Genomic DNA, 22,553 nt, shown 5'->3' on the forward strand with positions numbered 1-22,553 from the left:
ATAAAAAGGAAAACGCAGCATGTTTGATCGTCTGCTGAAAATATCCATAGAGCAGCGCTGGCTCGTCCTCGTTGCTACGATGGGCATCGCCGCGCTGGGTATATACAGCTATACCTTGCTCCCGATAGATGCCGTGCCGGACATAACGAATGTCCAAGTGCAAGTGAATACCAGGGCGGCCGGGTTCTCTCCTCTGGAAGTGGAACAGCGAATTACCTTTCCGCTTGAAACCGTGATTGCGGGCCTTCCCAAACTTGACTACACGCGCTCCCTGTCGCGTTACGGTTTGTCCCAATTGACCATCGTCTTTAAAGATGGCACCGATATCTACTTCGCGCGCCAGCTCGTGAACGAACGCCTCCAGGAGGCGAAGAGTAATCTGCCACCCGGCCTTGAACCCACGATGGGGCCCATATCGACTGGCCTGGGCGAGATTTACATGTATACCGTAGAGCCTGAGCCTGGCGCCGTCAAGGAAGATGGCCAGCCTTATACAGCGACTGATCTGCGCGAGATACAGGATTGGGTGGTGAAGCCACAGTTGCGCACGGTGCCCGGCGTTACGGAGGTGAACACCATAGGCGGATATGAGAAGCAGTATCACGTTACGCCCGACCCCCGAAAACTTACATCCTATGGCCTTACGTTTCACGACGTGCTGGCGGCGCTTGAGCGAAACAACAGCAATGTTGGCGCAGGTTACATCGAACGGAGCGGCTCAGAATATCTGGTGCGCTCGCCCGGGCAGGTGCAGGGGCCGGAAGACATCAAGGAGATTGTTGTAGCGACACACGACGGGGTTCCCATCCATGTCCATGATGTGGCGGAGGTAGGGCTCGGCAAGGAACTTCGCACGGGTGCGGCGACGGAGAATGGGGAGGAGGTCGTGCTCGGAACAGCCTTCATGCTCATGGGAGCGAATAGCCGAACCGTCTCCGAGGCCGTTGGCGAGAAATTGGACGTGGTCAATGAATCCCTCCCAGAGGGCGTGATCGCCAAGACCGTCTACGACCGTACCGTCCTGGTCAACAAGACGATCAAAACGGTTTACAAAAATCTTGGCGAGGGCGCGCTGCTCGTCATCATCGTGCTGTTTCTGTTCCTCGGCAATATCCGGGCAGCCCTGATCACCGCCCTGATAATTCCGCTCTCCATGCTTTTCACGATCTCGGGAATGGTTACCAACGAAGTCAGCGCGAACTTGATGAGTCTTGGTGCGCTCGACTTCGGCATCATCGTGGACGGCGCGGTGGTCATCGTGGAGAATTGCATCCGCAGGCTCGGAGAGGAGCAACACCGGCTTGGACGACGCCTCACGCTCGCCGAGCGGTTGCATATGGTTTTTGATGCATCGAGTGAGACACGGCGGGCGATAATCTACGGCCAGCTCATCATCATGGTGGTTTATCTGCCTATTCTCACGCTGACGGGCGTTGAGGGGAAAATGTTCGGGCCCATGGCGTTCACCGTACTGGCGGCGCTGCTCGGCGCGATGATTTTTTCCGTGACCTTTGTCCCGGCCGCGGTCGCGACTTTCATGGGCGGGAAGATCGCGGAGAAAGAAAACCTCCTGGTGGTATTCGCGAAAGGGCTTTATCTCCCGACACTAAACACGGCGATGAAGTTCAAACTCCCCGTTACGGTTGCCGCATTATTCCTCTGTGTCGTCTGCGGTGTCCTTGCATCGAGAATGGGGCGTGAATTCATCCCGAGTCTGAACGAAGGCGATATGGCGGTACAGGCTCTGCGTATCCCTGGAACAAGCCTTACACAATCGCTCGAAATGCAGCGTACCCTCGAACAATCCCTCAAGGCGCTGCCTGAAGTGCAGACCGTGTTTGCCCGTATTGGAACTGCGGAGATTGCATCGGACCCCATGCCTCCCAGCATCGCAGACACCTATGTGATGCTGAAGCCGCATGAGGACTGGCCCAACCCCGATAAGACCAAAGACGAATTTGTGGCAGAAGTCCAGGAAATGGTCGAAAAACTTCCGGGCAATAACTACGAAATAACCCAGCCAATCCAGATGCGTTTCAATGAACTGATCGCGGGTGTACGCAGCGACGTGGCCGTGAAATTGTACGGCGATGATCTGGATGTTTTGCTGGCTACGGCGCAGGAAGTCGGCGAGGTTATGGAGAAGGTGCCGGGCGCTGCCGACGTTAAGGTGGAGCAAGTGACGGGCTTGCCGATGCTAAGCATCACCCCCAATCGAAAAGCCATCGCCCGCCTGGGGCTCAACGTTGCCGATGTGCAGGAAGTCATTGAAGTTGCCGTGGGGGGCAAGAGTGCGGGCGAAGTCTTTGAAGGTGATCGGCGCTTCGATCTCGTCGTACGGCTACCCGAAGAACTCCGGTCGGATATTGAAGCGCTAAAGCGTGTGCCGGTGCCGTTGCCCGCCGGGACAGTCGGAGACAACGAGTCAAATCTTACCGAAGCCGCCGTCCCGTCCTCGGCTGCGGGCTATGTGTCTCTGGAAACGGTGGCCGATTTCAACATTGCGCCAGGCCCCAATCAAATCAGTCGGGAAAATGGCAAACGACGAATTGTAGTCACCTCCAATGTTCGAGGCAGGGACATAGGTTCGTTCGTAGGCGAAGCTGAAGCCAAAATTAAGGCGGGCGTCAAAATTCCCGCCGGATACTGGACCGATTGGGGCGGCCAGTTTGAACAGTTGATTTCTGCCGCGCAACGCTTGCGGATCGTGGTACCCCTGTCCTTCTTGATGATATTTGTCTTGCTGCTCATGATGTTTGGCAGTGCCAAAGACGCCATGCTTGTATTTACCGGCGTTCCACTCGCACTCACGGGCGGAATTATCGCGCTCTGGATACGCGGCATACCATTGTCCATATCCGCAGGCGTCGGCTTTATCGCCCTCTCCGGCGTTGCTGTTCTGAATGGATTGGTCATGATCTCGTTCATCCAAAAGTTACGCGAGGACGGAATCGGCATTGACCAGGCAATTTCCCAAGGTGCCATAACCCGCCTTCGTCCGGTTCTGATGACCGCGCTGGTGGCCTCGCTCGGATTCGTGCCCATGGCGATCGCCACGGGCACCGGCGCGGAAGTGCAGCGACCCTTGGCAACCGTGGTTATTGGAGGAATTATCTCATCGACGCTGCTCACCTTGGTGGTGCTCCCCGTTCTCTACAGGCTCTTTTCCAGGGAGTCTCGACCGGAGAGTTAGGCAAACCCTGATACTGAAAACCCATCCTCAATCACCTTTATTTCCAGGGGTTTGGCGCGACCCGTTGGATTTTTCGAAGGGGTGGAGCGCATACTTGTGTTACGCCCTACAGGAGTATATATGGCCAAGCTTACCCTTAAAATCGACGGCATGTGCTGCGCCGAAGAGATCGCGACCCTGAAGCGCGCGCTGGAGGGGATCGTGCCGGAGGAGACGCTTTCTTTCGATCTTCTCAACGGCCGCCTCGCTGCGGAAGGGGGCGAAGCCGCCGCCGATTCAATCATTAATGCCGTCAATAAAACCGGGATGCGCGCGGTGCGCTGGTCCGATCACGTTGCGCGCCAGCAGGCGGGGGAGAGCTTCTGGAAGCGTTACGGACGGGTCATCTGCGCGGGCCTGAGCGCGGCGGCCATTGCGGTTGGCTTTCTGATCCACACCACGGCTGCGGGGCTGCATGCGGCATTCTCCGGCGGCGAGGGCGCGAATGTGCCCGTCGTCACCATCGCGGCCTATGCGGTCGCGGTCCTGAGCGGCGGATGGTTCGTCTTCCCCAAGGCCTGGTATGCCGCGCGGGCGCTGCGACCGGACATGAATCTCTTGATGGTCACCGCCGTCATTGGCGCGGGGCTGATCGGCGAATGGTTCGAATCCGCCACCGTGTCTTTTCTCTTCGCCGTGGCGCTGCTGCTGGAATCCTGGAGCGTGGGTCGTGCGCGCAAGGCCATCGGCGCGCTCATGGATCTTGCACCGGCCAAGGCCCGCTTCATCTGCCCCAACGATGGCGACATTGAGGAAAAGCCCGTGGCCCAGGTTCCGCTGGGGGTTACCGTGCTGGTGCGGCCCGGCGAGCGCATTCCCCTGGACGGCATCGTGACCAAAGGAACCACCACCATTAATCAGTCCCCTATCACAGGCGAATCCGTGCCCGTGACCAAAGTTTCGGGCGACGTGGTTTTCGCCGGAACCATCAATGAAGATGGGGCCATCGAGTTCAAAGCTACGTCGGCTGCGGACGACACTACGCTGGCGCGTATTGTTCGCATGGTGGAGGAGGCCCAGCAGCGCCGGGCGGCTGCGGAACAGTGGGTAGAGAAGTTTGCCCGCTATTACACCCCCGCCATGATGTTACTGGCGCTGTTGGTTGCGTTATTGCCGCCTCTCGTATTGGGTGCAACGTGGACTCCCTGGTTTTATCAAGCCCTTGTGATGCTCGTGATCGCGTGTCCGTGCGCCTTGGTCATTTCAACGCCGGTGAGCATCGTAGCGGGCTTGAGTTGCGCCGCACGCCACGGCGTGCTGATCAAAGGCGGGGCCTACCTTGAAGCCCCCGCGCGTTTAAGAGCTATCGCCCTCGACAAGACCGGCACTCTGACCCAGGGCAAGCCGGACGTGCAGCGGATCGCGCCCATGAACGGCCACACCGAAGCCGAACTGTTGGAGCGCGCCGCCGCCCTGGAAATGGGCAGCGGACACCCCCTCGCGCGCGCGGTGCTCGCACGGGCCCGGGCGGCAGGCATCACCCCGGCGGCGGCCGAGGACTTTCAATCGCTTCAAGGGCGCGGCGCGGAAGGCCGCATCGGCGGACGCGACTTCTGGATCGGCAGCCACAACCTGATGCACGAGAAAGGCGCGGAAACGCCCGAAATACACGACACCGCCCTGGCGATGGAAGACGCGGGCCACTCCGTGATCGCCATCGGCAATGACGACCATGTGTGTGGCCTGATCAGCGTGGGCGACGCCGTCCGTGCGGCGTCGGCAACCTCGGTAAAGGCCATGAAAGCAGCGGGAATCGAGCATGTGGCCATGTTGACCGGCGATAATGAGGGCACGGCGCGGGCCGTCGCAACGCTCTCGGGGGTTGACAGTTTTCAGTCCGAGTTGCTGCCGGAAGGCAAGGTGGAGGCCTTGCGTACGCTCATGAGAGAATTCAAGTACGTGGCGATGGTGGGAGATGGTGTGAATGATGCGCCCGCCATGGCCGAGGCGACCCTGGGCATCGCCATGGGGGCCATGGGAACGGACGTCGCCATCGAGACGGCGGATATCGCACTGATGTCGGACGACCTGTCGAAGATCGCCTGGCTCATTCGCCACTCCCGTCGCACGCTCTTCATCATCAAGCAGAACATTGCTATCGCCCTGGGGCTCAAGCTGATGTTTATCGCCCTCGCCATGGCGGGCGTGGCAACCCTCTGGATGGCCATCGCGGCGGATATGGGGGCCTCACTGCTGGTGATATTCAACGGGCTGCGCCTCCTTCGCGGTTAGGGTACGCGGAATTTGCTCATCAAATACTCATCAATCGCTGACTCCGTGTGGCTACCATAGCGAATAAATATGAAGCAGTGACCCTGAACCCTCAGTACCCACCCTTGGAGGCTTTTTTCATGCTTGATCGCGGATTCTATTACGCGGGGGTCTTCGGATGCCTGATCCTTTCCGCCGTGGCCCTGGCGGGCTCGGAAGAGAAGAATGACGACGTGGCGCCAAGCGCGCAGGAAGCCAAACCTCTGGCTGTGGGTGTGGAAGTCCCCGATATCGAGGTGCAAACGATCGACGGCGCATCCGTGAATCTAGGCGAAGATCTGTCCGGCCAGGCGGCGGCCATCGTCTTTTATCGCGGCCACTGGTGCCCCTATTGCATGAAGCACCTTCAGAAATTGCAGGAAATCGAAGGGAAGATGCAAGAAGCGGGCGTGAAACTCGTGGCCATCACGACCGACAAGCCCGAAATCGCCGCAAAGACCCGGCAACAGGGCTTCGACTTTACGATTTATTCGGACAGCACGCTGAACGCGGCGAAGGCCATGGGGGTAGCGTTCCGATTGGACCCGAATACGGCGGCGAAGTATCGCGACACACTCGTGGAAAACACGGGCCACGACAAGGGAGAACTTCCCGTACCGACCGTGTTTCTCATTGACAAGTATGGAAAAATCCAGTTCGTCTTTTCCAATCCCGATTACAAGATTCGGCTTTCCAACGAAGATTTGCTTGGGGAAGTGAAAAAACTCGCCAAGTAGTGGTTCGCCCGGTTTCAGGGTAGGTCGTGTCTTGAATAGCGCTGCCTGTGGGTCATGCTGAAGGAACTGCTGGCCAATCGTGAATTACAGAGGCTGAGGCGCCCCAAGCTAATAACTGTCATCCACTTCGCGAAATGTCGACAGACTGGATTCAACGTCGCGACCTCATCACTCGCAAGCTATCGACTGATGGGGACATCGGTTTCGCCCGCAACTGGAGAGCCCTAGGTTCAGCGACGACGGTGAGCGTGAGATGCTGCGGCGCGTGGAGAGCGAACTTGTAGTCGTCCGTCAGTGAATCGACGAGTGCTCGCCACATACATCTATCGGATTTTAAAGTCGTTCAATTTGGTGCATTCGACCATTCGCGAAAGTGTCTTGGCGGTAAATACCTTTCCCCGCGTCGCAAGTATCATCTTCTTCATATCCTCTCGGCGAACACCGAATCCTCTGCCACCAATGCAGGCGATTACTTCATACTTTGGATTGTCCGGCGCCCGTCCCTCTACGCTCATTTGTCCGAGGTGTTGGATGCGGGTAGCTTTGTCGCGCGCAGTCCCGTCATCTTCCGTGATCTTGGCTTCAATAACCACTTGTGGATTAAACTCGTTGGGTACGATGAAGTCGGGTGTTTGATCGAAACCGGCTATGCGTTCTGCGCGCTTCGTTTTGCGAAAACTAATCCCAGCCTGAGTGAGCACGTCCTCTATGGCGGATTCCAATACGTCGCCAATTATGTCACTGACGGAATCCCTATGACCTGCAAATGGACGCCCCAGAAAGCGTTCGTATAATAGCATCGAGTAGGGCACGCCCAAACTCGCCATCTGACCGAGACTCGCCAAGCCATCTTTTGTGTCTGCTTTGTCTAAACGATGCAGTTGCTGTTCAGTCGTATCAGGCGCGCTGGACGTTAGTATTTCACAAGCTGTTTCTACCAACGCACGGACGCGTTCACGGCTCGAGCTGCTGAGTTTCAATGGAGCTTCGGTAGCCATACGAACTTTGCGATCCAGGTTGCGCACAAATCCCTGCGAAACTTCCACACCCGTCCTTTGAGTAGCAACGTACCCCCATTCTGGAGGAGTGAAACCCAGCATCGTCCGTAGCACCACCAAGCCAACCGGCTTCTCGCAGACGTTTGAAAATACCGCGTCGGCTCTTAAGAGCCTGAACCCGCCGGTCGCGGACTTTAGTGCCTCGTAGGCCCAATCAAACGTAGCGTATTCTACGAATCCATTTCCCTTTGGCATGACGAGAAACTCGGACTCCAAGCATGAGAATACCGAATCGACATATCTGTCCGGCGCCTGTAAAACATCGTCGTAAGTTGCCTCAAAAGGATACAAATGCGGTATCTGCCCCATAGTCCTCATTTTCCTCCCACGCTTTAAACGTGGTTTGTAGTCCTTGTTCCGCGTGGGGACCGGCAACCAATTGGGCTTCTACGTCTTTCCAACTTCCGAATTCCCGAAGCCATTTTTCAACGCGGGCAATACGAATTGCCGTTGCCTGATGTTTGTCCCAGCCTTCTCTCAAGTTCCAGATAGCCAATCTTATCAAGTGGCCGTAGGTTACACACCGGATATCCCCAGCGGTCACGTTGACGTTTCCCGCCTTCAGACTGTCCAAATCACGTTGGACGACAGCCGAGACTTCGACGATGGTATCCGCCAGCCACGAGCGACGCATGCTCCCAGTGGTTCTGCAAACAAATACTGTATCGATGATTGAGGAGCCTGTGTTCATTATATGTATTGATGCGCCCATTTCGGCCGGGCACGGCAACGAGGCGGAACACGTGAGCCCGGCGTCTAGAATGGCTACAGCGATAGGGAAGTAGGCCTCCATACTATTATGATGATACGTAAATGACAATGGCGCCCCGTTTTTTAAGGCTCTCGATGCGCGCTGAAATACTAAGGAGATTCCTTCGGTGAAGTGGGCCAAGTCTCGACCCATGCTCGCATTGCCTGTCAACTCGTCTGGTGTGCGTGTGGACGGTGCGTTGAAGGCAGCGTAGTCCTTCCCAACAAGTTTTCTGAGCCAAACGTAACAAAAGTCCATAAGTTCGGCGTATTGAACATTTCCAAAGTAAGGCGGGTCGGTAAAAACAGCGTCAAGTGAGTTGTCCAGGATGTCCATGGTCGCAGAATCGGAGCATGCTATACTAATTGAGCGAGGAGAGGTCTTCCGATCGCCGCCGCGATACTCGCCAATCCATTCCCCGTCAATCGTCACGATTTTCTTGGCCTTGCCATTCTGCCGTATTTCAAAAGGTTCGTCACAATAGGATTTCGCTTTTCTGTACTTGTCAATTATATTCGCCCATCCACCGCTTCCTATGCTTGTTTTGCGAAGTGGGTCACCGATGCCCAGGATATTTGATTCGCACTGAACCAAGCCTACAGGAAATCCATGGACCGAAAAAATGTCTAGTGATTTTAGTGCCTGTGTGTCGTACCTGCAGAGCATATTCTGATAGCGGAGAAGATCGGATAAGTTGGTTGCCAGCGCATTGCGAACCCTCTGGTCGACAGTTTTTGCGATCAGCCGCGCCGAGAGCTCAAGGCCGAGAAGCTGCCGGGCATTAAACAACTCTCGATACTTGGAGTAGCCCCAACGATGCAGGCGGCTCGATTCATCACCATCAGGAATATCATCCGTAGGAACGTAGTTGAAGCGCATCTTTTCAATTCGAGTCTCCGCATTGCGATAGTTACACTGATCGCGTGCATCAGGCTTCTTGAAAAAGCGTCCTTCATGAGTTGGCTTACAGCGGAGACAGTGGTACTCGATGGCAAACATCCGATGCCTTGGAGCACCCAGATCTGGATTGGGATACCGGTTCTCGGCATCACAATGGGAGCAGGCACATCGATTCCGTTGCGCCGGAGCCCCCGATGTCAGCGGAGTATCGCAATGGCCACATTTTCCAGGTTTTCCACGGTCGGTCGTTTCCGATAGTTCTCCGCAAGACGAGCACACGAGGACATTCTTAGGATGTCGGGAATCGGTTGCTACCAAGTATCCGGGGAAAAGGTCGATGTCGCGCTTGCAATTGACGCAAGATTGTACTTTGACCCACAAGAAGTACTTCACGTGTGCATTGTCATCTCCACAAGCGCAGCAACGGGTACGATAGAGGTCGCCGATTTCTTTTTCCAAAGCTCCCCTAAGTGCCGCCGCGTTACCGGCATATGCCTGAAGGTCGAGATGCTCCAATTCCTCCTTGACGATCCAGTACGCCATAGGGTTGACGTCGATCCCAGTTACATCGCAACCCATGCGGTTAGCTTCGATGAGCGGGGTTCCGCCTCCCATGAACGGATCGGCGATGTGGAAGCCAGATAGGTCGTTTCCTCTGTAAAAGGCGTCCCGGAGTGGCTCCTTGGAGAATTCGGAAAGTATCAACCCGCGAAATAGAGTTCCGGGTCGACGCGCGAACCACTTATGGACGGCGATAATTGGCCTGTAATTCTGCTGGATTTGTTTTTCGCGACGTGCGAGGTCTGAAATGAATGCTATATCAAAATCACGTTCTATCAATTTGCTTGACTTTCGTTGTCGGCGGGTAACTTGCACGAATCCCGTGCGAATTGTAGCCTGCAACCATATCACACGAGGGGGACTCTATTCGCAATTTACAACAGAGATTCTCGTAACAATTCAGGAATCTGGAGTTCTTGACGTTGCCTCGAACCTCACCAATTGGCCATATTGTTCGCAACTATTCGTGTCCATTCGTGATCTAGAACTTTAAATGATACTTCGGATGCCCAACGTGCAACTACGATCATCGTTCCAGCGCGAGGTCTTGATGTAGTGGCACCAGAATAAAACGGGCAACCCAATCGGGATTGCCCGTGCATGATTCATCTGGAAAGCGTTATGCAAACAACTCCATCACCGGTTTCCCCAAACCATCTTTGGTCACGTAGAAGGGGCGACCTTCGGTGGTGTAGCCATGGTCCGCGGGGATGCCGAGGGCATGGTACATGGTTGCGTGCAGCTCCTCGATGTGGATGGGTTTGTCCACGGTCTTGCAGGGCCGTTCGTCGGCGGTGGTGCCATACTTCACGCCCGCTTTGATGCCGCCGCCAAAGAGGAGGAGACTGCCGGCGTCGGTAAAGTGGCGGTGCATGCCGTACTGCTTCAATTCGGCCAGGGCGGGGGGAACGGGCACTTGGTCCTTTACGAGCTTGCCGGGCTTGCCCTCGGTGACCATGTCGCGGCTGAATTCACTGGCCAGTATGACGAGGGTACGGTCCAGCAGGCCGCGCTCTTCCAGATCGAGTATCAGCTTGGCTACGGGCGCGTCGATAAGGGCCTTCAAGTCCTTCATGCGCGTGTGACCGTCTTCGTGGGTATCCCATCGCTTGAAGGGTTCATACTCTGTTGTCACTTCGATGAAGCGGGTGCCGGCCTCACACAAGCGCCGGGCCAACAGGCAGCCCAGCCCGAATTTTCCGGTGTTGTACGCGTCATAGACCTCTTTCGGTTCTTCGGACAGGTCGAAGGCCTTCGCGGCGGGGGAGGTCAGCAGGCGGTGGGCATTGTCCATGGAGCGCAACAGGGACTGCTGCTGATAGTCGCTGCCATACTCGCCGATGGGACTCTTTTCCAGCAGTTGCTTGAAAAACTTGTTGCGGTCCTGAAAACGGCCCATGCTCATGCCGCCGGGCGGGCGGACGGTCGCGACCGCATCTTCCGGATTCGGGATCATGAAGGGGCCGTACTCGCTGCCCAGAAAGCCCGCCGTGTGGAAGGCCTTCAATTCCTCCGCTTCACCCACGTTGAAGGTCTGGCCGATGTCTATGAAAGCGGGCATGTCGGGGTTGATGGGACCGAGGGCTTTGGCAACCCATGCGCCGATGTGGGGGGCGGCAACCGTCTGGGGCGGCGCGTAGCCCGTGTGCCAGTGGAACTGGTGGCGCGAGTGGAGGATGAAGCCAAGGTCACCCGCGGTATAGGTGTTGCAGATCGTGCCACGATCCATGATCTGGCCGATCTTCTCCAGGCCCTCGGAGAACTTCACGCCGTCCACCACCGTGTCGACGGCGGGGAAGGTGCTGAGGACCTTGGCGGGGTCAATACCGACTTCAAAAGGTGTATAGCGCTTCGGATCAAAGGTGTCCGTATGGGCCATGCCGCCGGCCATCCACAACACGATGACGCGGTCCGCCGTCGGGGTATGAGCCGGCAGGCTGGGATACGTCGTGGCCTGGGCCAGGCGCGGGGCCCCCGCCGCCAGGGCGGAAAGGGTTGCTGCGCTCGCGGTCTTGAGGAAATCTCGGCGTTTCATGGGCATTCGGTTCATCCTCCGATTCTCTTGGGAATCAGTAAATCAATTGAAATTCGGGCAACATGGCCAGCGCCCAGAGAAGATCTTCCAGACCTTCCTGGCGCAGGGGCTCGCCCACAATGCCGTGGGCCAACTGGATCTCTTCGGTAGACGGGCTGCGCTGGAGTCCGTGCTGATACAGGGCGATAATCAGGCCCTCGGCGGTTCCGGGCCACTCCGTGCGAAGCGCTTCGGCACTCAACTGAATCTGCTGATACAAGGCCGTGCCATTGCTCAGTTCCAGCGCCTGAAGGGTGGTGCCCTGTGTCTCGCGCCGGGTCGTGACCTGCTCGCGGGCCGTGCGGCCCAGGGCCTTCATGAGCGGATCTACCGGAACGCGCCAGGCGCGCACCTGCTGCTTTCGGCCGGCGACCGTATTGCTTTCGGGCGTCGCACCCTCGGTAATGCCGCCCGCCGCCTTCTTCGCAATTTCTTCCTGGCGGGCAATCTCTTCGGGAGTCTTGTCTTTAGGGAGCACAAACTTGGGGTTGGCCTGCCAGACGCCGGTAATACTTGCGAGGGCGTCGTAATATTGCTCCGCGGAAAGGTGCCGCACCGTGGGGCCTCGGAACACATAGGTCGCGTCCGCAATCTCCGAAGCAGGCACAGCCTTCCACTGGTAGGCCTGCGACGTGGCAATGGTGCGAATAAGATGGCGCAGGTCATAGTTGTGTGCAATGAAATCCAAGGCGAGGCCGTCGAGCATATCCGGGTGCCAGGGCTCGAGATCGACGGAATCCAGGGGCTCCACCAGGCCCCGGCCCATCATGAGCGCCCAGACCCGGTTTACGATGGTGCGCGTGAAGTAACCGTTCTCCGGGCGCGTCACGAGACTCGCCACCTGGGCCATACGATCCGTCCTGGGCTTCGTGCCGTCCACCGTCCCCAGTTCCGGCCAGAGAAACCCGTAGTCCGCGGGGATACCCAGTTCCGTTTCGCAGCGAACCTGCATCATGGGTTGTTCACTGAATACATTGGCAAGCGCGAAGGTCTGGGAGAGGCTCCAGTTGTTGATGAAACTGTCGTGGCAGGCGGCGCATTTCAGATTGAGACCGAGAAAGACCTGGCTGAGGTTGATGGCGGCCTGCATGGGCGCCTGCTGCACCACGGCGTTGTCGCCGCGCCACACGATGCCCTTAATGAACCCTTCCGAAGCCGGGTCCTGCGGGGCAATGAGATTGCGCACAAATTCATCGTAAGGCTTGTTGTTGTAGAGGGCATCAAAAAGCCAATCGGTGATCTGCTTGCGCCCGCCGTCGATATAGCCCGTGCCCTGGAAATCATTTCGAAGCACGTCGTTCCAGAAGGTCATCCAATGTTCGGCGTAGGCTTGACTGTCCGCGAGCAGCGTGTCGATGAGGACCACCCGCTTATCCGCCGACTGTTCCGCGCAAAACGCGGCCAGCGAAGCCGGCGTGGGGAGGAGACCGGTAATGTCCAGGTAGGCGCGACGGGCAAAGGTGGCGTCGTCCACCAGCGGCCCGGCGGGAGCCCCCTGGGCCGTGAGATAGTCTTCCATATAGGCGTCAACGAGGTTGGGGGCCGTGCTCTTCGGAGGCGAGGAACGCAGAATCAACGGGGCCTGATATTCCGGCTCCACGGCGGCCACTTCGCCCCAGGGCGCGCCTTCGTTGATCCAGGCGCGCAACGTTTCCACTTCGGCCTCGTTCAGGCGCCTTCCCTTGGGCGGCATGACGAGATCGTCATCCTGAGAGGTTACCAGCTTCAGCAGGAGACTCTCGTCGGCTTTGCCCTCGACCACGACGGGGCCGTTTTCACTGCCCTTAAGCAAATCCGCCCGAGTGCCCATGGACAGTCCGCCCTTCCGGTTGTCACCGGCGTGGCAGGCGTAGCAGTGTTCCGCCAGAATGGGATGGACTCCTGTGGCATAGTCCACCCCGGATGAGGCGGATTCGGCCGACGCAACGAGCGCCCCGATAAACATGGCGCACGCGCCCGAAATGCGAAGTGTACTATTCACGGCAACCTCTCTCGACAATCAGACTCACAGCCGGTCCGGATGGGGAATATCCCCACACGTAATAATGGCCTAAGCTTCACCGTGGATCAAGTCAAAAATCGGGGTAAATGGTTGACTTTGCCCTGCGCCAACTCCAACAATCATGGTTCGAACAAAGGAGTTACACCATGCTGTTTCGTTCCATCGCCCTGCTGGCCCTGTGTCTTCCGGCCGTTTCGGAAGTCCCCCTCAAATCCGACGTGCTTCCGGCCCCCCGCAACGGCGGACTCTACGTGGTCTGTCATCGCGGTGCTCACGAGGATCGCCCGGAAAACACCCTGGCCGCCTATCAGCGCGCCATCGATCTCGGCGCGGACTATGTGGAAGTCGATCTCCGCACCACGAAGGACGGCGAGATCGTCAGTGTGCACAACAGCACCGTAGACTCGTATACCAAGGATGCCAAAGGCAAGGTATCGAGCTTTACCCTGGCCGAGTTGAAAGCAATGGATATCGGCAGCCGGGTGGATCCGAAGTGGAAGGACGAGCGCATTCCCACTTTTGATGAAATTCTGACGCTGTGCAAGGGCAAGATCGGAATCTACCTGGATCTCAAGGAAGCCGATCCTGCCGTGCTGCTCAAAATCATTGCGAAGTACGGTATGGAGAAGGATATTTTGTGGTACTGCGATCCCGACCAGCATCACTTCATCAAGAAGCATTGTCCGGACTGTATCTCTATGCCCGATCCTGGCCCGGAGGCCAATCTTCCGGCGTTGATTCAGGAATTCCAGCCCAAGGTAATCGCCTCGGTCTGGGATGAATTCTCCGCCACCTTCGTGAAGACCTGCCACGCGGCTGGCGCGGTGGTTATTGTGGACGAGAGCGACCCCACCTGCTGGGAAGAGGCCGTCGCCTGGGGTACGGACGGTATTCAAACGGACCACCCTGAAAAACTCATCAACTGGCTCAAATCGAAAAAGTGACCGAATTAATGGCGGGACGCTTTGGTTTGGCACTGAACAAGCCGACGTTGTCGCGACGAATGAACCGATACCTGTGAGGCGCTGAATTGATTTATACCGAGCGCATTATTGATGCCATTACGGTCGTGCAGGAATTGCACGGGCGTCAGACACGCAAGTGCGGCGGCGCACCCTACATCACCCATCTTTTTGCCGTTGCCGCCATCGTTGGCGAGTACGGCGGCACGGAAGAGCAGTTTATCGCGGCGCTTCTGCACGACGCCGTGGAAGACCAGGGCGGCCGGGCCGTCCTTGAGCGGATTCGCGCCCAGTTTCGCGACAGCGTGGCCGACCTGGTCTGGGCCTGCACCGATGCGTGGGAGGACCCGAAACCGGCGTGGCGACCACGAAAGGAAGCCCACATAGCACGGATTGCCAATGCGCCGCTGGAGGCGCGGCTGATTCTGGCGTCGGACAAGCTCCACAACATTCAGTCGATGATACGCAGCTATTCGGCAAGTCGCGGCGAGACCTACTGGAATCAGTTCAAGGGAGGACGCGAGGGCACGCTCTGGTACTATGTTGCCATGGGCGAGGCCCTGGAGGACGGTTGGGCACACCCGATCCTAGGGGAGCTTGCCGAAACCCGGGAGCGATTCATGGCCCTTGTCGGTGCGCAATGATCGCTGCACTTTCCTTGAAAGCCGTGTGCGCCACGCGTCATTGCTGCCTTTTAGGCGTTTTCCTGATGTACTCCGCCTGCGCTGGCGCCACCGACTTCGCGCAGGGTTCCGAACGCGAATCCTGGCTCGCCCATCCGGTTTACGGCGAAGCCTCCTTTGATGCTTTCATCCACCGCATGGGAAACCCCATCGTTCGCGGCAAAGCGCCCCACGACTGGCCGGTGAACGGCTTTCTGTTTGAAGATCCGGCCACGAAATGCTGGTATGCCTATGTCGGCCACTACGGGCGCAATTACACCGCCGATGTGCCTATGCTTTGCACCGTCTCGCGATCCACGGACCGGGGCGCGACCTGGGAAAACCTGGGGCCCATCTTTCCCGACGAAGCACACACCTTCGAGGGCGAGCAGTCGCCCGAAGGACACGCCCCCGACGTGTCCGTGGTCTACGCCGATGGCAAGTATCATCTGGTCTATGACTGGCTCACCCAGAGCACGAAGTGGGGGGACATATTCAATCCCGACCATACCCACAACAGCGGCGTGGGCTATGCCTGGGCCGAAAAGCCCGAAGGCCCCTTCCATCGGAGCACCAAGCCCGTCTGGACCACCCGCGATCAGCCCGCGCTGGAAGGTAAGTATCGTCGTCAGTACGCCTCGACGCTCATTCGCCGTGCGAACGACTGGCTCGTGCTGACCCTGACGGATTCGGGGCCGAATTTCGGTTGGGCCTATCTGGGCCGGACCGCGGAGGCCCCCGAGGGGCCCTGGTCCGAAGCGGTGCTGCTCCTCCACCCCGAAGGGGACCGTTACCACCCGCCCCTCCTCGAATTTCACCCCGCGTTCGCCCACGATGGCTTTCTTTATGCCCCCGCGACGTCGGTGGCCATGAACCGCAATGTCCAGGCGGTCTTTCGGGCACCCCTCGAATCCGCCATGGACCCCACCGCTTGGGAACTGCACCAGTTCGGCTCCGTATGGCATGCCGAACCAGTGGAGAATGAAAACGACGGAATCTGGGGGCAGGCATTTACCGGGTTCGTCGACCGCGACGGTAATTTCAACGTGCTGTTTCCAAGCCGGGATCCCGGTGGCTTCGGCACGATCAACCTCGCGAGCCGCCCCTGGAAACAGCCCTGGAACGAGCAGGGATTCGTAGTCAGCGCCCACCGCGGGCCGAGTCTAGCGCTGCTGAAGCGGGCCGGCGCGCCGAAGGCAATGGACGTTGCACTCGAGACGCGCGGTACCGTCCGCATCTTCTGGGGAGCCACCATGCCCCTCGGCCCGGACGAGCCCCGCTCCGATGCCTCCCTTCATCCCCTGACCCGGACGCGCTATCAGGCGCTCGAAGTGACCGAAGGGAGTTGGCGGCTCGTGTCCGCAAACGATACGGGCGAGATCGCAGCGGTCGCGGAAGGTCCACACGCGGATCAGAAAGAGGTTGAGGTGGCCCTTCAGTGGGGCGACGGGGGACAACTGTCTCTCCAAATGGATGGCGTAAGAACCTGGGAGGGCGTCCTTCCCGCGACGCATGGAGCCTTCGGCCTGCTGCTCGAGCCCGACAGCCATGCCCGCGTATCGAAGTTTGCCATTGAGGGCGATCTTCGTCCGGCCACCCGGCGCTACCTCTGGTCTGAGGGCGTTCTGAGTGCTGCGCAACCGTCTTCGGCATGGGAAGTGATGAAGAACGATTCGCGCTTCCTCTATGGCGTCGGCGCGGTCAGTGCGGCGGAAGCCGTCTCCGCCAAGTGGAATGTGGAGGGTACAAGCATTGCACTCTTTGCGCCCCGCGGGCCCGAATTCGGGCGCTCAACGCTGTTTATCGACGGGCAGTTTGTCGCAGAGATTGACTATCACGCGGCGGCGCCGGAACCAAGTTCGCTACAATTCGCCTGCATCAATCTCAGGGATGGTCGACACACCGTTCGTCTAGAATCTTTAGAGGGCAGAATACCGGTTGATATATTGGAGGTTTCCGGGGGCGATTGATTCACGTCGATTGATGCGTTCGCCCGAAGCGCCATAGCGGGGCCATGAAAAGCATCATGGCAACGCCCGTAGCGAGGGCGGCCCCGGCGGCGGAACCTGCGAAGGGCGCAAGGGCTGGAAGGCCGAAGGCATGGGCGGTGGCGAACCCGCACAGCGCGTATTTTACCCCGACGCCAAGCACCATCGAGCCATTGCAGACGTCACCAACGCGCTGCCCCTTGATGTCCAGCTTCCCCGGGAGGGGCAGGCGCTGCCCATAAGATGCCGGTCTATTATCGGCAGGCCTTTCACGCCATTCCATGAGTCCGCGATAGAGTATCCGCGTTGCGCTGTTCATGGATAGAAGGCTCGTCGCATCCGCCGCCCGGAAGAGGAAGGTCCGTGTCGTCGCCGGCTCCTCCGGGTCACGCCACGAGAAATAGATGCTGAGCGAAGGGATGATGAAGTTGGGACGGGAGACGAGGTCAAGCTTCTGAACACATTCCCAAGGGAGGCTGAAGCTCGTACCGTCACCGCGGTAGTGTAAGCCAGCTTCATTGAACTGGAGCAATTCAACATCCCAATTATGGAACCCATCGTATAAGAGCGCATCAGTGTTCGGAGAGAAGGTTACAAAGTGCGCGGCCTCACCGGCCAGCGCCTCAGCGTGCTCCTCGCGCATCTGCCGGGCAAGTTGCGAATGGCCCCGCAATGCGGCCCGGTTCTGGAAGAGGACGCAGAGCCCCAGTGCGAGCATCATGCCGAGAGGGAGTGCGGTCCAGCCCGGAAGTGTCGGCGCGCCCAATGTCCAGAGCGCAATAGCGACCGTTGCGCCAAGTCCCGGCAGGACCAGATAGACATAGCTGTTGATGCGGATCAAATTGAGTTTGAACTCCGTCGTGAAGCGGCGACGCTGTGAGCCTGTGCATCCCTGTACGCAGTCGAGTCCCTGGTCGCCGTCGCCCTCGGCGCCTCCGCCGGCCAGCAGGGCCTCCACGCGCTCGGCCGAGACCTGACCCTGCGCCGCGATCCGCTGCACGCGCGCCCGGGTCGATGGGTGTGTAATCATGCGCTCGCGCCACGTTCCGCCCCACACCAGGGGCATGTGGTTCATACGGGTCACTTTAACCAGACTGGCGATCTGAGCCTCGGCATCGCCGAGCAACGTCAGCGCCCCGTCGTCGGCCTCGCGCTCGAAACGCCGCGCATAGCGCAGCCGCACATATTGCGCAAGTACCGCACCCGACATCGCCACCAGCACGAACGCCGTCAAACTAGTCGCCTGTTGGGGCAGCACGATAAATTGCTCCAGAACCGCCGCCCCAACCAGATACAGCGCCACTGAACCGTAGCTCAAGACGACGAAGTTCAAGGCCAGAATATTGCGAAGCCGTTCGGGGTGACGCTTCTTCAGGTGGCACACCTCGTGCGCGAGGATGGCGTCCAGTTCGCGGCGGGTCAGGCAGCGCAACAGATAGTCCGTGATGAGCACGCGCTTGTTGTTCGCAGCGAAGGCGTTAAGCACCGGCACTTTTCCCATTTTGAGCAGGTAGACCCCGTTGAGCCGGGGAATGCCCGCCGCCAGCGCCAGGGCGTCCACGCGATCGCGGAGCGGTCCAGACTCCAACGACTCGAACTCGAGCCCCATGGAATGGAGCAGTTGCCAGTACACCGCGGCACCGACCATGCCGGTGAACACGGCGAGGGCCACGGCCCGGGCCGGCGACTCGACGAGATAATAGGTCATCGCCCCAAAGCACATCAGCATAAGTCCCGCCAGTGCACACGCCCAGAGGCATTGAACCACAAAGTCACGCCGGGTCCAGGTTGCCTCCGGAAATCGCGCATACACCGGGAAGACAATCATGCGCGCGCACACGCTCATGACGGTCGCAACGGACATTACCACCCCGTCTCGAAGGAGCACTCCGGTCAATTCCGCCCAGACCATGCCCCAGCCAAACTCAATGGGCAAGAGGGGATTCCAAGTCCGGCTGATCAAGAGCAGGGCCAGCCAATACGCGAGAATACTGTAGAACGAGCCACGCGTACACGCGAAACAGGCAAAACCCACCTCATCCAGGGGGCGTTTCAGCCCGGCACGCCACAGAGCGCGGGCGTACCCCAGGAGCAAGAGGGAGCAAAGCAACATGGGCGCGTACCAGAGCACCAGTGCGGCGGGCGTAAATCCAGAAGCGACTTCGAGGGCTGGTATGGAACGCTCCAGCGTTAAGGTTGTGGAGTTCCAGTCATTGTCGCCCTCCATCACAACCGATTCGTCGCTCCAGACGGCCTGGGTCACGCCGGCATCCGGCAGGTAGATCTCTACGGCAAGCGTGGAAACGCCGAGTTCCGAGAGGATTGCGCGTAGCGGTTCCAGTTCCAGCGTCCCCGTGACCATCAAATCGCGTGAACGCAGGGCGTCAATCCAGTACCCAGACCAACTCGCCCCCTCATCCTCATCGAAGCCGTCGTAGTAGTCCGCCACGCTCTCGGCGTCCGTCTCCGATACCATGGCCGCCAGGGCGGCACTGACCAGCTCGGGCTTTGCTGGCTCCGGGTGGAGGTACAGATCAAACCATACGGAACCATCCCGTTCGGCGTAGAGGTAGAGTGTCGAAAAGGGATGCGTATCGGAATCCTGCGCGATGGATTCCGATAGCGTGACGAAATTCATCACTATGACGACGGCCAGGGCCCACAATCTCATGGCGCTTGACTCCCTCAAGGTAGACCACGGGAGTATACCTGACCATCGCCCCTGAATTACGAGCCCGATGATCGCCCCGCCAGCCGGGCCTGGATTAGTCCCAGGCACTGGCGCGCGCGCGCCGTGGCTGTGTGAAACTTACGCGCATGGACGTGTCCCGCCCGCGCTATCGCCGCGGCCTCCGCCGGATGGGCCAGGTAGTATCGGGTCTTGTCCAGCAGATCAGCCGCGTGGTCGAAAAAAACCGCGTGAACGCCGTCCTCGAAATTGTTCGGAATGACGAGGGGCGAGCGCTCGGCCATGAGCAGGACGCCGTGTGCGGGCAGTTCCCAGTAGCGGACGGTGTCGAACCCGTTTCCGAAAAAGCACAGTCCGATCATTTGCTGTTTCAACAGGGCCGCATAGTCTGCCTGGGAATAGGGCGTGCCCCAGGCCCCGGCGATGGTTAGCTGCGGCGTGAGCCAGCTCAGGAGGAGCCGTCTCGCACCGCCAATCAGTTTTCCAGCCCAGAAAACCCCTTCGCGCTCCACACCGCAATCCCAATCCATGAATCGGTCATCCGGATAGGCGAAGGGCAGTGGCCAGGCGTTGGGGCAGTAGTCCAGGCCCGCGACCATTTCACGCTTGAAGTAGCCCGCCACATTGCGGACCCCATCCCGCCCCGGCAGAATCTCCTGAAGATTTCCACACTCGTCCCAGGTATCCAGCAGAAAAACCGGGGTGTTCCCCGCGGCATCGAGAAGTCGGCGCGTGTCGTCGACCGGCAGCGTGCCGTGGGCATCGCAATGCAGAATTACATCGAAACGTCCTTCAGCCAGTTCCTTTTCGACAATCGAAACCGACACAGGGCCATCCGGCCACCCGAAGGTGCAGGGGTAGCCAAAGGCCTGCTCGGGACTTTCACCATGCAGGGTGGGCTTCCAGGGATATCCCACCACGTTCTCCGAACCGAGCACCCGGCGGAGTCCATCGAAGAGCACATCGGCGCCAAAGTCAGACTCGGGATGACACAGGAAGAGAATTCGCAGCCGGTGTTCAGGTCGATAGGCGGGGTAGTTGAATTCCTGTCGCGCCGGGCCCTCGCCAGCGAGGCGCTCCAGCGACTTCGCCCCGGCCGGCGAGGGAAGAATGGTCTCTACCGTCGTGAGGAGGCGCCGCCCCATGTCGGGCCGTCCCACACCCCGCCAGAAGGCCGCCATGCATTGATAGGCGGGCACATGGAGCGGGACCAGCGTGCAGGCGCGGTTGTAGGCGTGAAGTGCGGAGACCAGATGCAGCATTCGCAGGCTCGGACCCGCGTGGCGATCCTGGGCCAGCAGGCAGACGAGCCGCTCCGCCTCGTGGAGCCCCCGGGCCTCGTCGCTGGTGTACCAGTGCTCCGGCACATCGCTGAGCACGGCCAGGGCAAAACCGAAGCCCATCTCGCGCAGGTGTTCCCGCGCGTGGGCCACCGGATCGTAGGTAAATCGCTGAAAACGCAGCAGCGTCGGTACCGACTCCCGCCCGTAGATCGTTGCCATCGGCTCGGGGGGCTCCGGCGTGTCATCCCACTGCCAACCTCGAAAGAAGCCGAGCCCCAGCGGTTGCAGGGCCTCCAGCAGCCTGTCGGGCGTGGGGCCGCCGGGGCCATTGAAGATGAATAAGGCGCCGTGTCGCTGCAGGCGCAGCCGGATCCGGCGGAGCGCAGCCGAGAACTCGGACCAGGCATCGCCGCCCGCATCCACCACAATCGCATCAAGCAGTGCCGGCGTGTCGGAAGCAAAAAGATCCCGGTAGCAGGACACGCCGGACTTGAGGAGGTCGTCGAGGGGCCCGAAATCCCCATGATGCGGGATACCCACACTCCGGAAGAAGGGCGGAAGGACGGCGGCCAGCACCGCGTCGCGCGTGGCCATGGCCGGCCGGTTCAGCCGGAAATACCGGGCGCCACCTGGGTCTCCCGGAGTTCGTCAAAGACACGTTCCTCACCGCCGCGATAGAGGAGGGCATCGTCAACCCGCAGCGTTTCTTCCGCACTGAGGGGAAGAAAGCGCCCTTCCGCGCGCGCGAAGACTTTTCCGGTGCTATCGACAATGCGCGCCTCGGTATTGACCATCCGCTTGTGCGCCTTCGTGACTTCGGCTTCCACCACGAGATCCGGAGCCACGGGTACCCGGTCAATATACCGCACGGTCAGTTCCGCGGTAACGCACATGCGCCGGATGGCCCGGGCCGCGGCCCAGCCCATGCACTCGTCCAGCGCCGCCGCAACGATGCCGCCATGAACGGTGTTCTCGTAACCGCAATGGTGCTCCACGGCCGTCAGGGGCATCTTGACCCGATCCTCTTCGACATAGAAGCGGGTGCGGAGGCCCGAAGCATTGTCCTCACCACACACAAAACAGGTGCTGGAATTGGGGAGGTACATTTTATCTCGGCTCGCTGAACTCACTTCGGACTCCTGACGCATGGGGAAAAGGCGACGTACCCGCACCGGGGCGTTACGCAAACCGCTGCCCCGGTGGACCGCTTCCATTGTACGCGACCGGCGCGGTCGAGGTAAAACCCGAACGCCTTCCGGAGCGCGGAAACCGACACGGAGTGGCTGAGTGATCCCCAGTTTTCGATTCTTTGCAATTGTTTGTGTGGCAGATAGTTAGCTGTTGACGTAGCGCCAAATTTGATCAAAAATGGACTGAGCAGTTTCGATCTAGCGCCAAAACCTC

Annotated in this window: 13 protein-coding genes; 6 read left to right on the forward strand and 7 right to left on the reverse strand. The window is 59.1% G+C overall.

Annotated elements, in window-relative coordinates:
* Positions 1 to 19 precede the first annotated feature (19 nt).
* The 3 genes from JNK74_19790 to JNK74_19800 all read left to right on the forward strand — a co-directional run bounded on the left by JNK74_19790 (position 20) and on the right by JNK74_19800 (position 6,219).
* Positions 20 to 3,193: a CusA/CzcA family heavy metal efflux RND transporter gene (locus JNK74_19790; protein MBL7648428.1), complete on the forward strand. Its 3,174-nt coding sequence runs from the start codon at positions 20 to 22 to the stop codon at positions 3,191 to 3,193.
* Between the two features lie 120 nt (positions 3,194 to 3,313).
* Positions 3,314 to 5,464, forward strand: a complete 2,151-nt coding sequence (locus tag JNK74_19795; GenBank protein ID MBL7648429.1) for a heavy metal translocating P-type ATPase — start codon at positions 3,314 to 3,316, stop codon at positions 5,462 to 5,464.
* Between the two features lie 119 nt (positions 5,465 to 5,583).
* The gene (locus JNK74_19800) at positions 5,584 to 6,219 is read left to right on the forward strand and encodes an AhpC/TSA family protein (GenBank protein MBL7648430.1); all 636 of its coding nucleotides are present in this window, start codon (positions 5,584 to 5,586) and stop codon (positions 6,217 to 6,219) included.
* Positions 6,220 to 6,542: 323 nt separating this feature from the next.
* Here JNK74_19800 and JNK74_19805 read toward each other — a convergent pair whose 3' ends face one another.
* From JNK74_19805 to JNK74_19820, 4 genes are all read right to left on the reverse strand, one after another.
* Positions 6,543 to 7,586 carry a hypothetical protein gene (locus JNK74_19805; protein MBL7648431.1) on the reverse strand — a complete coding sequence of 348 codons (1,044 nt, stop codon included), beginning with the start codon at positions 7,584 to 7,586 and terminating at the stop codon, positions 6,543 to 6,545.
* Positions 7,555 to 9,768, reverse strand: a complete 2,214-nt coding sequence (locus JNK74_19810; protein MBL7648432.1) for a DNA methylase — start codon at positions 9,766 to 9,768, stop codon at positions 7,555 to 7,557. Before JNK74_19810 ends, JNK74_19805 begins: the two co-directional genes overlap by 32 nt.
* 340 nt (positions 9,769 to 10,108) lie before the next feature.
* Positions 10,109 to 11,539: a DUF1501 domain-containing protein gene (locus tag JNK74_19815; GenBank protein ID MBL7648433.1), complete on the reverse strand. Its 1,431-nt coding sequence runs from the start codon at positions 11,537 to 11,539 to the stop codon at positions 10,109 to 10,111.
* Positions 11,540 to 11,558: 19 nt separating this feature from the next.
* On the reverse strand, positions 11,559 to 13,544 hold the full coding sequence (locus tag JNK74_19820) for a DUF1549 domain-containing protein (GenBank protein MBL7648434.1): 1,986 nt from the start codon (positions 13,542 to 13,544) through the stop codon (positions 11,559 to 11,561).
* 167 nt (positions 13,545 to 13,711) lie between these two features.
* Between JNK74_19820 and JNK74_19825 the strand changes: the two genes are divergently transcribed.
* The 3 genes from JNK74_19825 (at position 13,712) to JNK74_19835 (ending at position 17,159) form a co-directional block, all read left to right on the forward strand.
* Entirely contained in the window at positions 13,712 to 14,509 is a 798-nt protein-coding gene (locus tag JNK74_19825; GenBank protein MBL7648435.1) for a glycerophosphodiester phosphodiesterase family protein, read from the forward strand.
* An 86-nt stretch (positions 14,510 to 14,595) separates the two neighbouring features.
* Positions 14,596 to 15,171 carry an HD domain-containing protein gene (locus JNK74_19830; GenBank protein ID MBL7648436.1) on the forward strand — a complete coding sequence of 192 codons (576 nt, stop codon included), beginning with the start codon at positions 14,596 to 14,598 and terminating at the stop codon, positions 15,169 to 15,171.
* Between the two features lie 65 nt (positions 15,172 to 15,236).
* The gene (locus JNK74_19835; GenBank protein MBL7648437.1) at positions 15,237 to 17,159 is read left to right on the forward strand and encodes a hypothetical protein; all 1,923 of its coding nucleotides are present in this window, start codon (positions 15,237 to 15,239) and stop codon (positions 17,157 to 17,159) included.
* 1 nt (position 17,160) lies between these two features.
* Here the strand turns inward: JNK74_19835 and JNK74_19840 are convergent, their stop codons facing one another.
* From JNK74_19840 to JNK74_19850, 3 genes are read right to left on the reverse strand one after another with little or no spacing between them, the layout of a single operon-like run.
* Entirely contained in the window at positions 17,161 to 19,848 is a 2,688-nt protein-coding gene (locus tag JNK74_19840) for a M48 family metalloprotease (GenBank protein ID MBL7648438.1), read from the reverse strand.
* 56 nt (positions 19,849 to 19,904) lie between these two features.
* Entirely contained in the window at positions 19,905 to 21,743 is a 1,839-nt protein-coding gene (locus tag JNK74_19845; GenBank protein MBL7648439.1) for a glycosyltransferase family 1 protein, read from the reverse strand.
* Positions 21,744 to 21,754: 11 nt separating this feature from the next.
* A complete protein-coding gene (locus tag JNK74_19850) occupies positions 21,755 to 22,279 on the reverse strand; it encodes a PaaI family thioesterase (protein MBL7648440.1) in 525 nt (174 codons plus the stop codon).
* Between the last annotated feature and the right edge of the window lie 274 nt (positions 22,280 to 22,553).

The sequence above is a fragment of the Candidatus Hydrogenedentota bacterium genome (assembly GCA_016791475.1).
In the GTDB taxonomy this organism is placed as follows: Bacteria; Hydrogenedentota; Hydrogenedentia; order Hydrogenedentales; family JAEUWI01; genus JAEUWI01.

What these genes read in the sequence shown, in the direction of transcription:
- JNK74_19795 (MBL7648429.1), top strand. Translation starts at nt 3,314, where the DNA reads ATGGCCAAGCTTACCCTTAAAATCGACGGCATGTGCTGCGCCGAAGAG.
- JNK74_19805 (MBL7648431.1), bottom strand. Translation starts at nt 7,586, where the DNA reads ATGGGGCAGATACCGCATTTGTATCCTTTTGAGGCAACTTACGACGAT.
- JNK74_19790 (MBL7648428.1), top strand. Translation starts at nt 20, where the DNA reads ATGTTTGATCGTCTGCTGAAAATATCCATAGAGCAGCGCTGGCTCGTC.
- JNK74_19815 (MBL7648433.1), bottom strand. Translation starts at nt 11,539, where the DNA reads ATGAACCGAATGCCCATGAAACGCCGAGATTTCCTCAAGACCGCGAGC.
- JNK74_19845 (MBL7648439.1), bottom strand. Translation starts at nt 21,743, where the DNA reads ATGGCCACGCGCGACGCGGTGCTGGCCGCCGTCCTTCCGCCCTTCTTC.
- JNK74_19840 (MBL7648438.1), bottom strand. Translation starts at nt 19,848, where the DNA reads ATGAGATTGTGGGCCCTGGCCGTCGTCATAGTGATGAATTTCGTCACG.
- JNK74_19800 (MBL7648430.1), top strand. Translation starts at nt 5,584, where the DNA reads ATGCTTGATCGCGGATTCTATTACGCGGGGGTCTTCGGATGCCTGATC.
- JNK74_19825 (MBL7648435.1), top strand. Translation starts at nt 13,712, where the DNA reads ATGCTGTTTCGTTCCATCGCCCTGCTGGCCCTGTGTCTTCCGGCCGTT.
- JNK74_19835 (MBL7648437.1), top strand. Translation starts at nt 15,237, where the DNA reads ATGTACTCCGCCTGCGCTGGCGCCACCGACTTCGCGCAGGGTTCCGAA.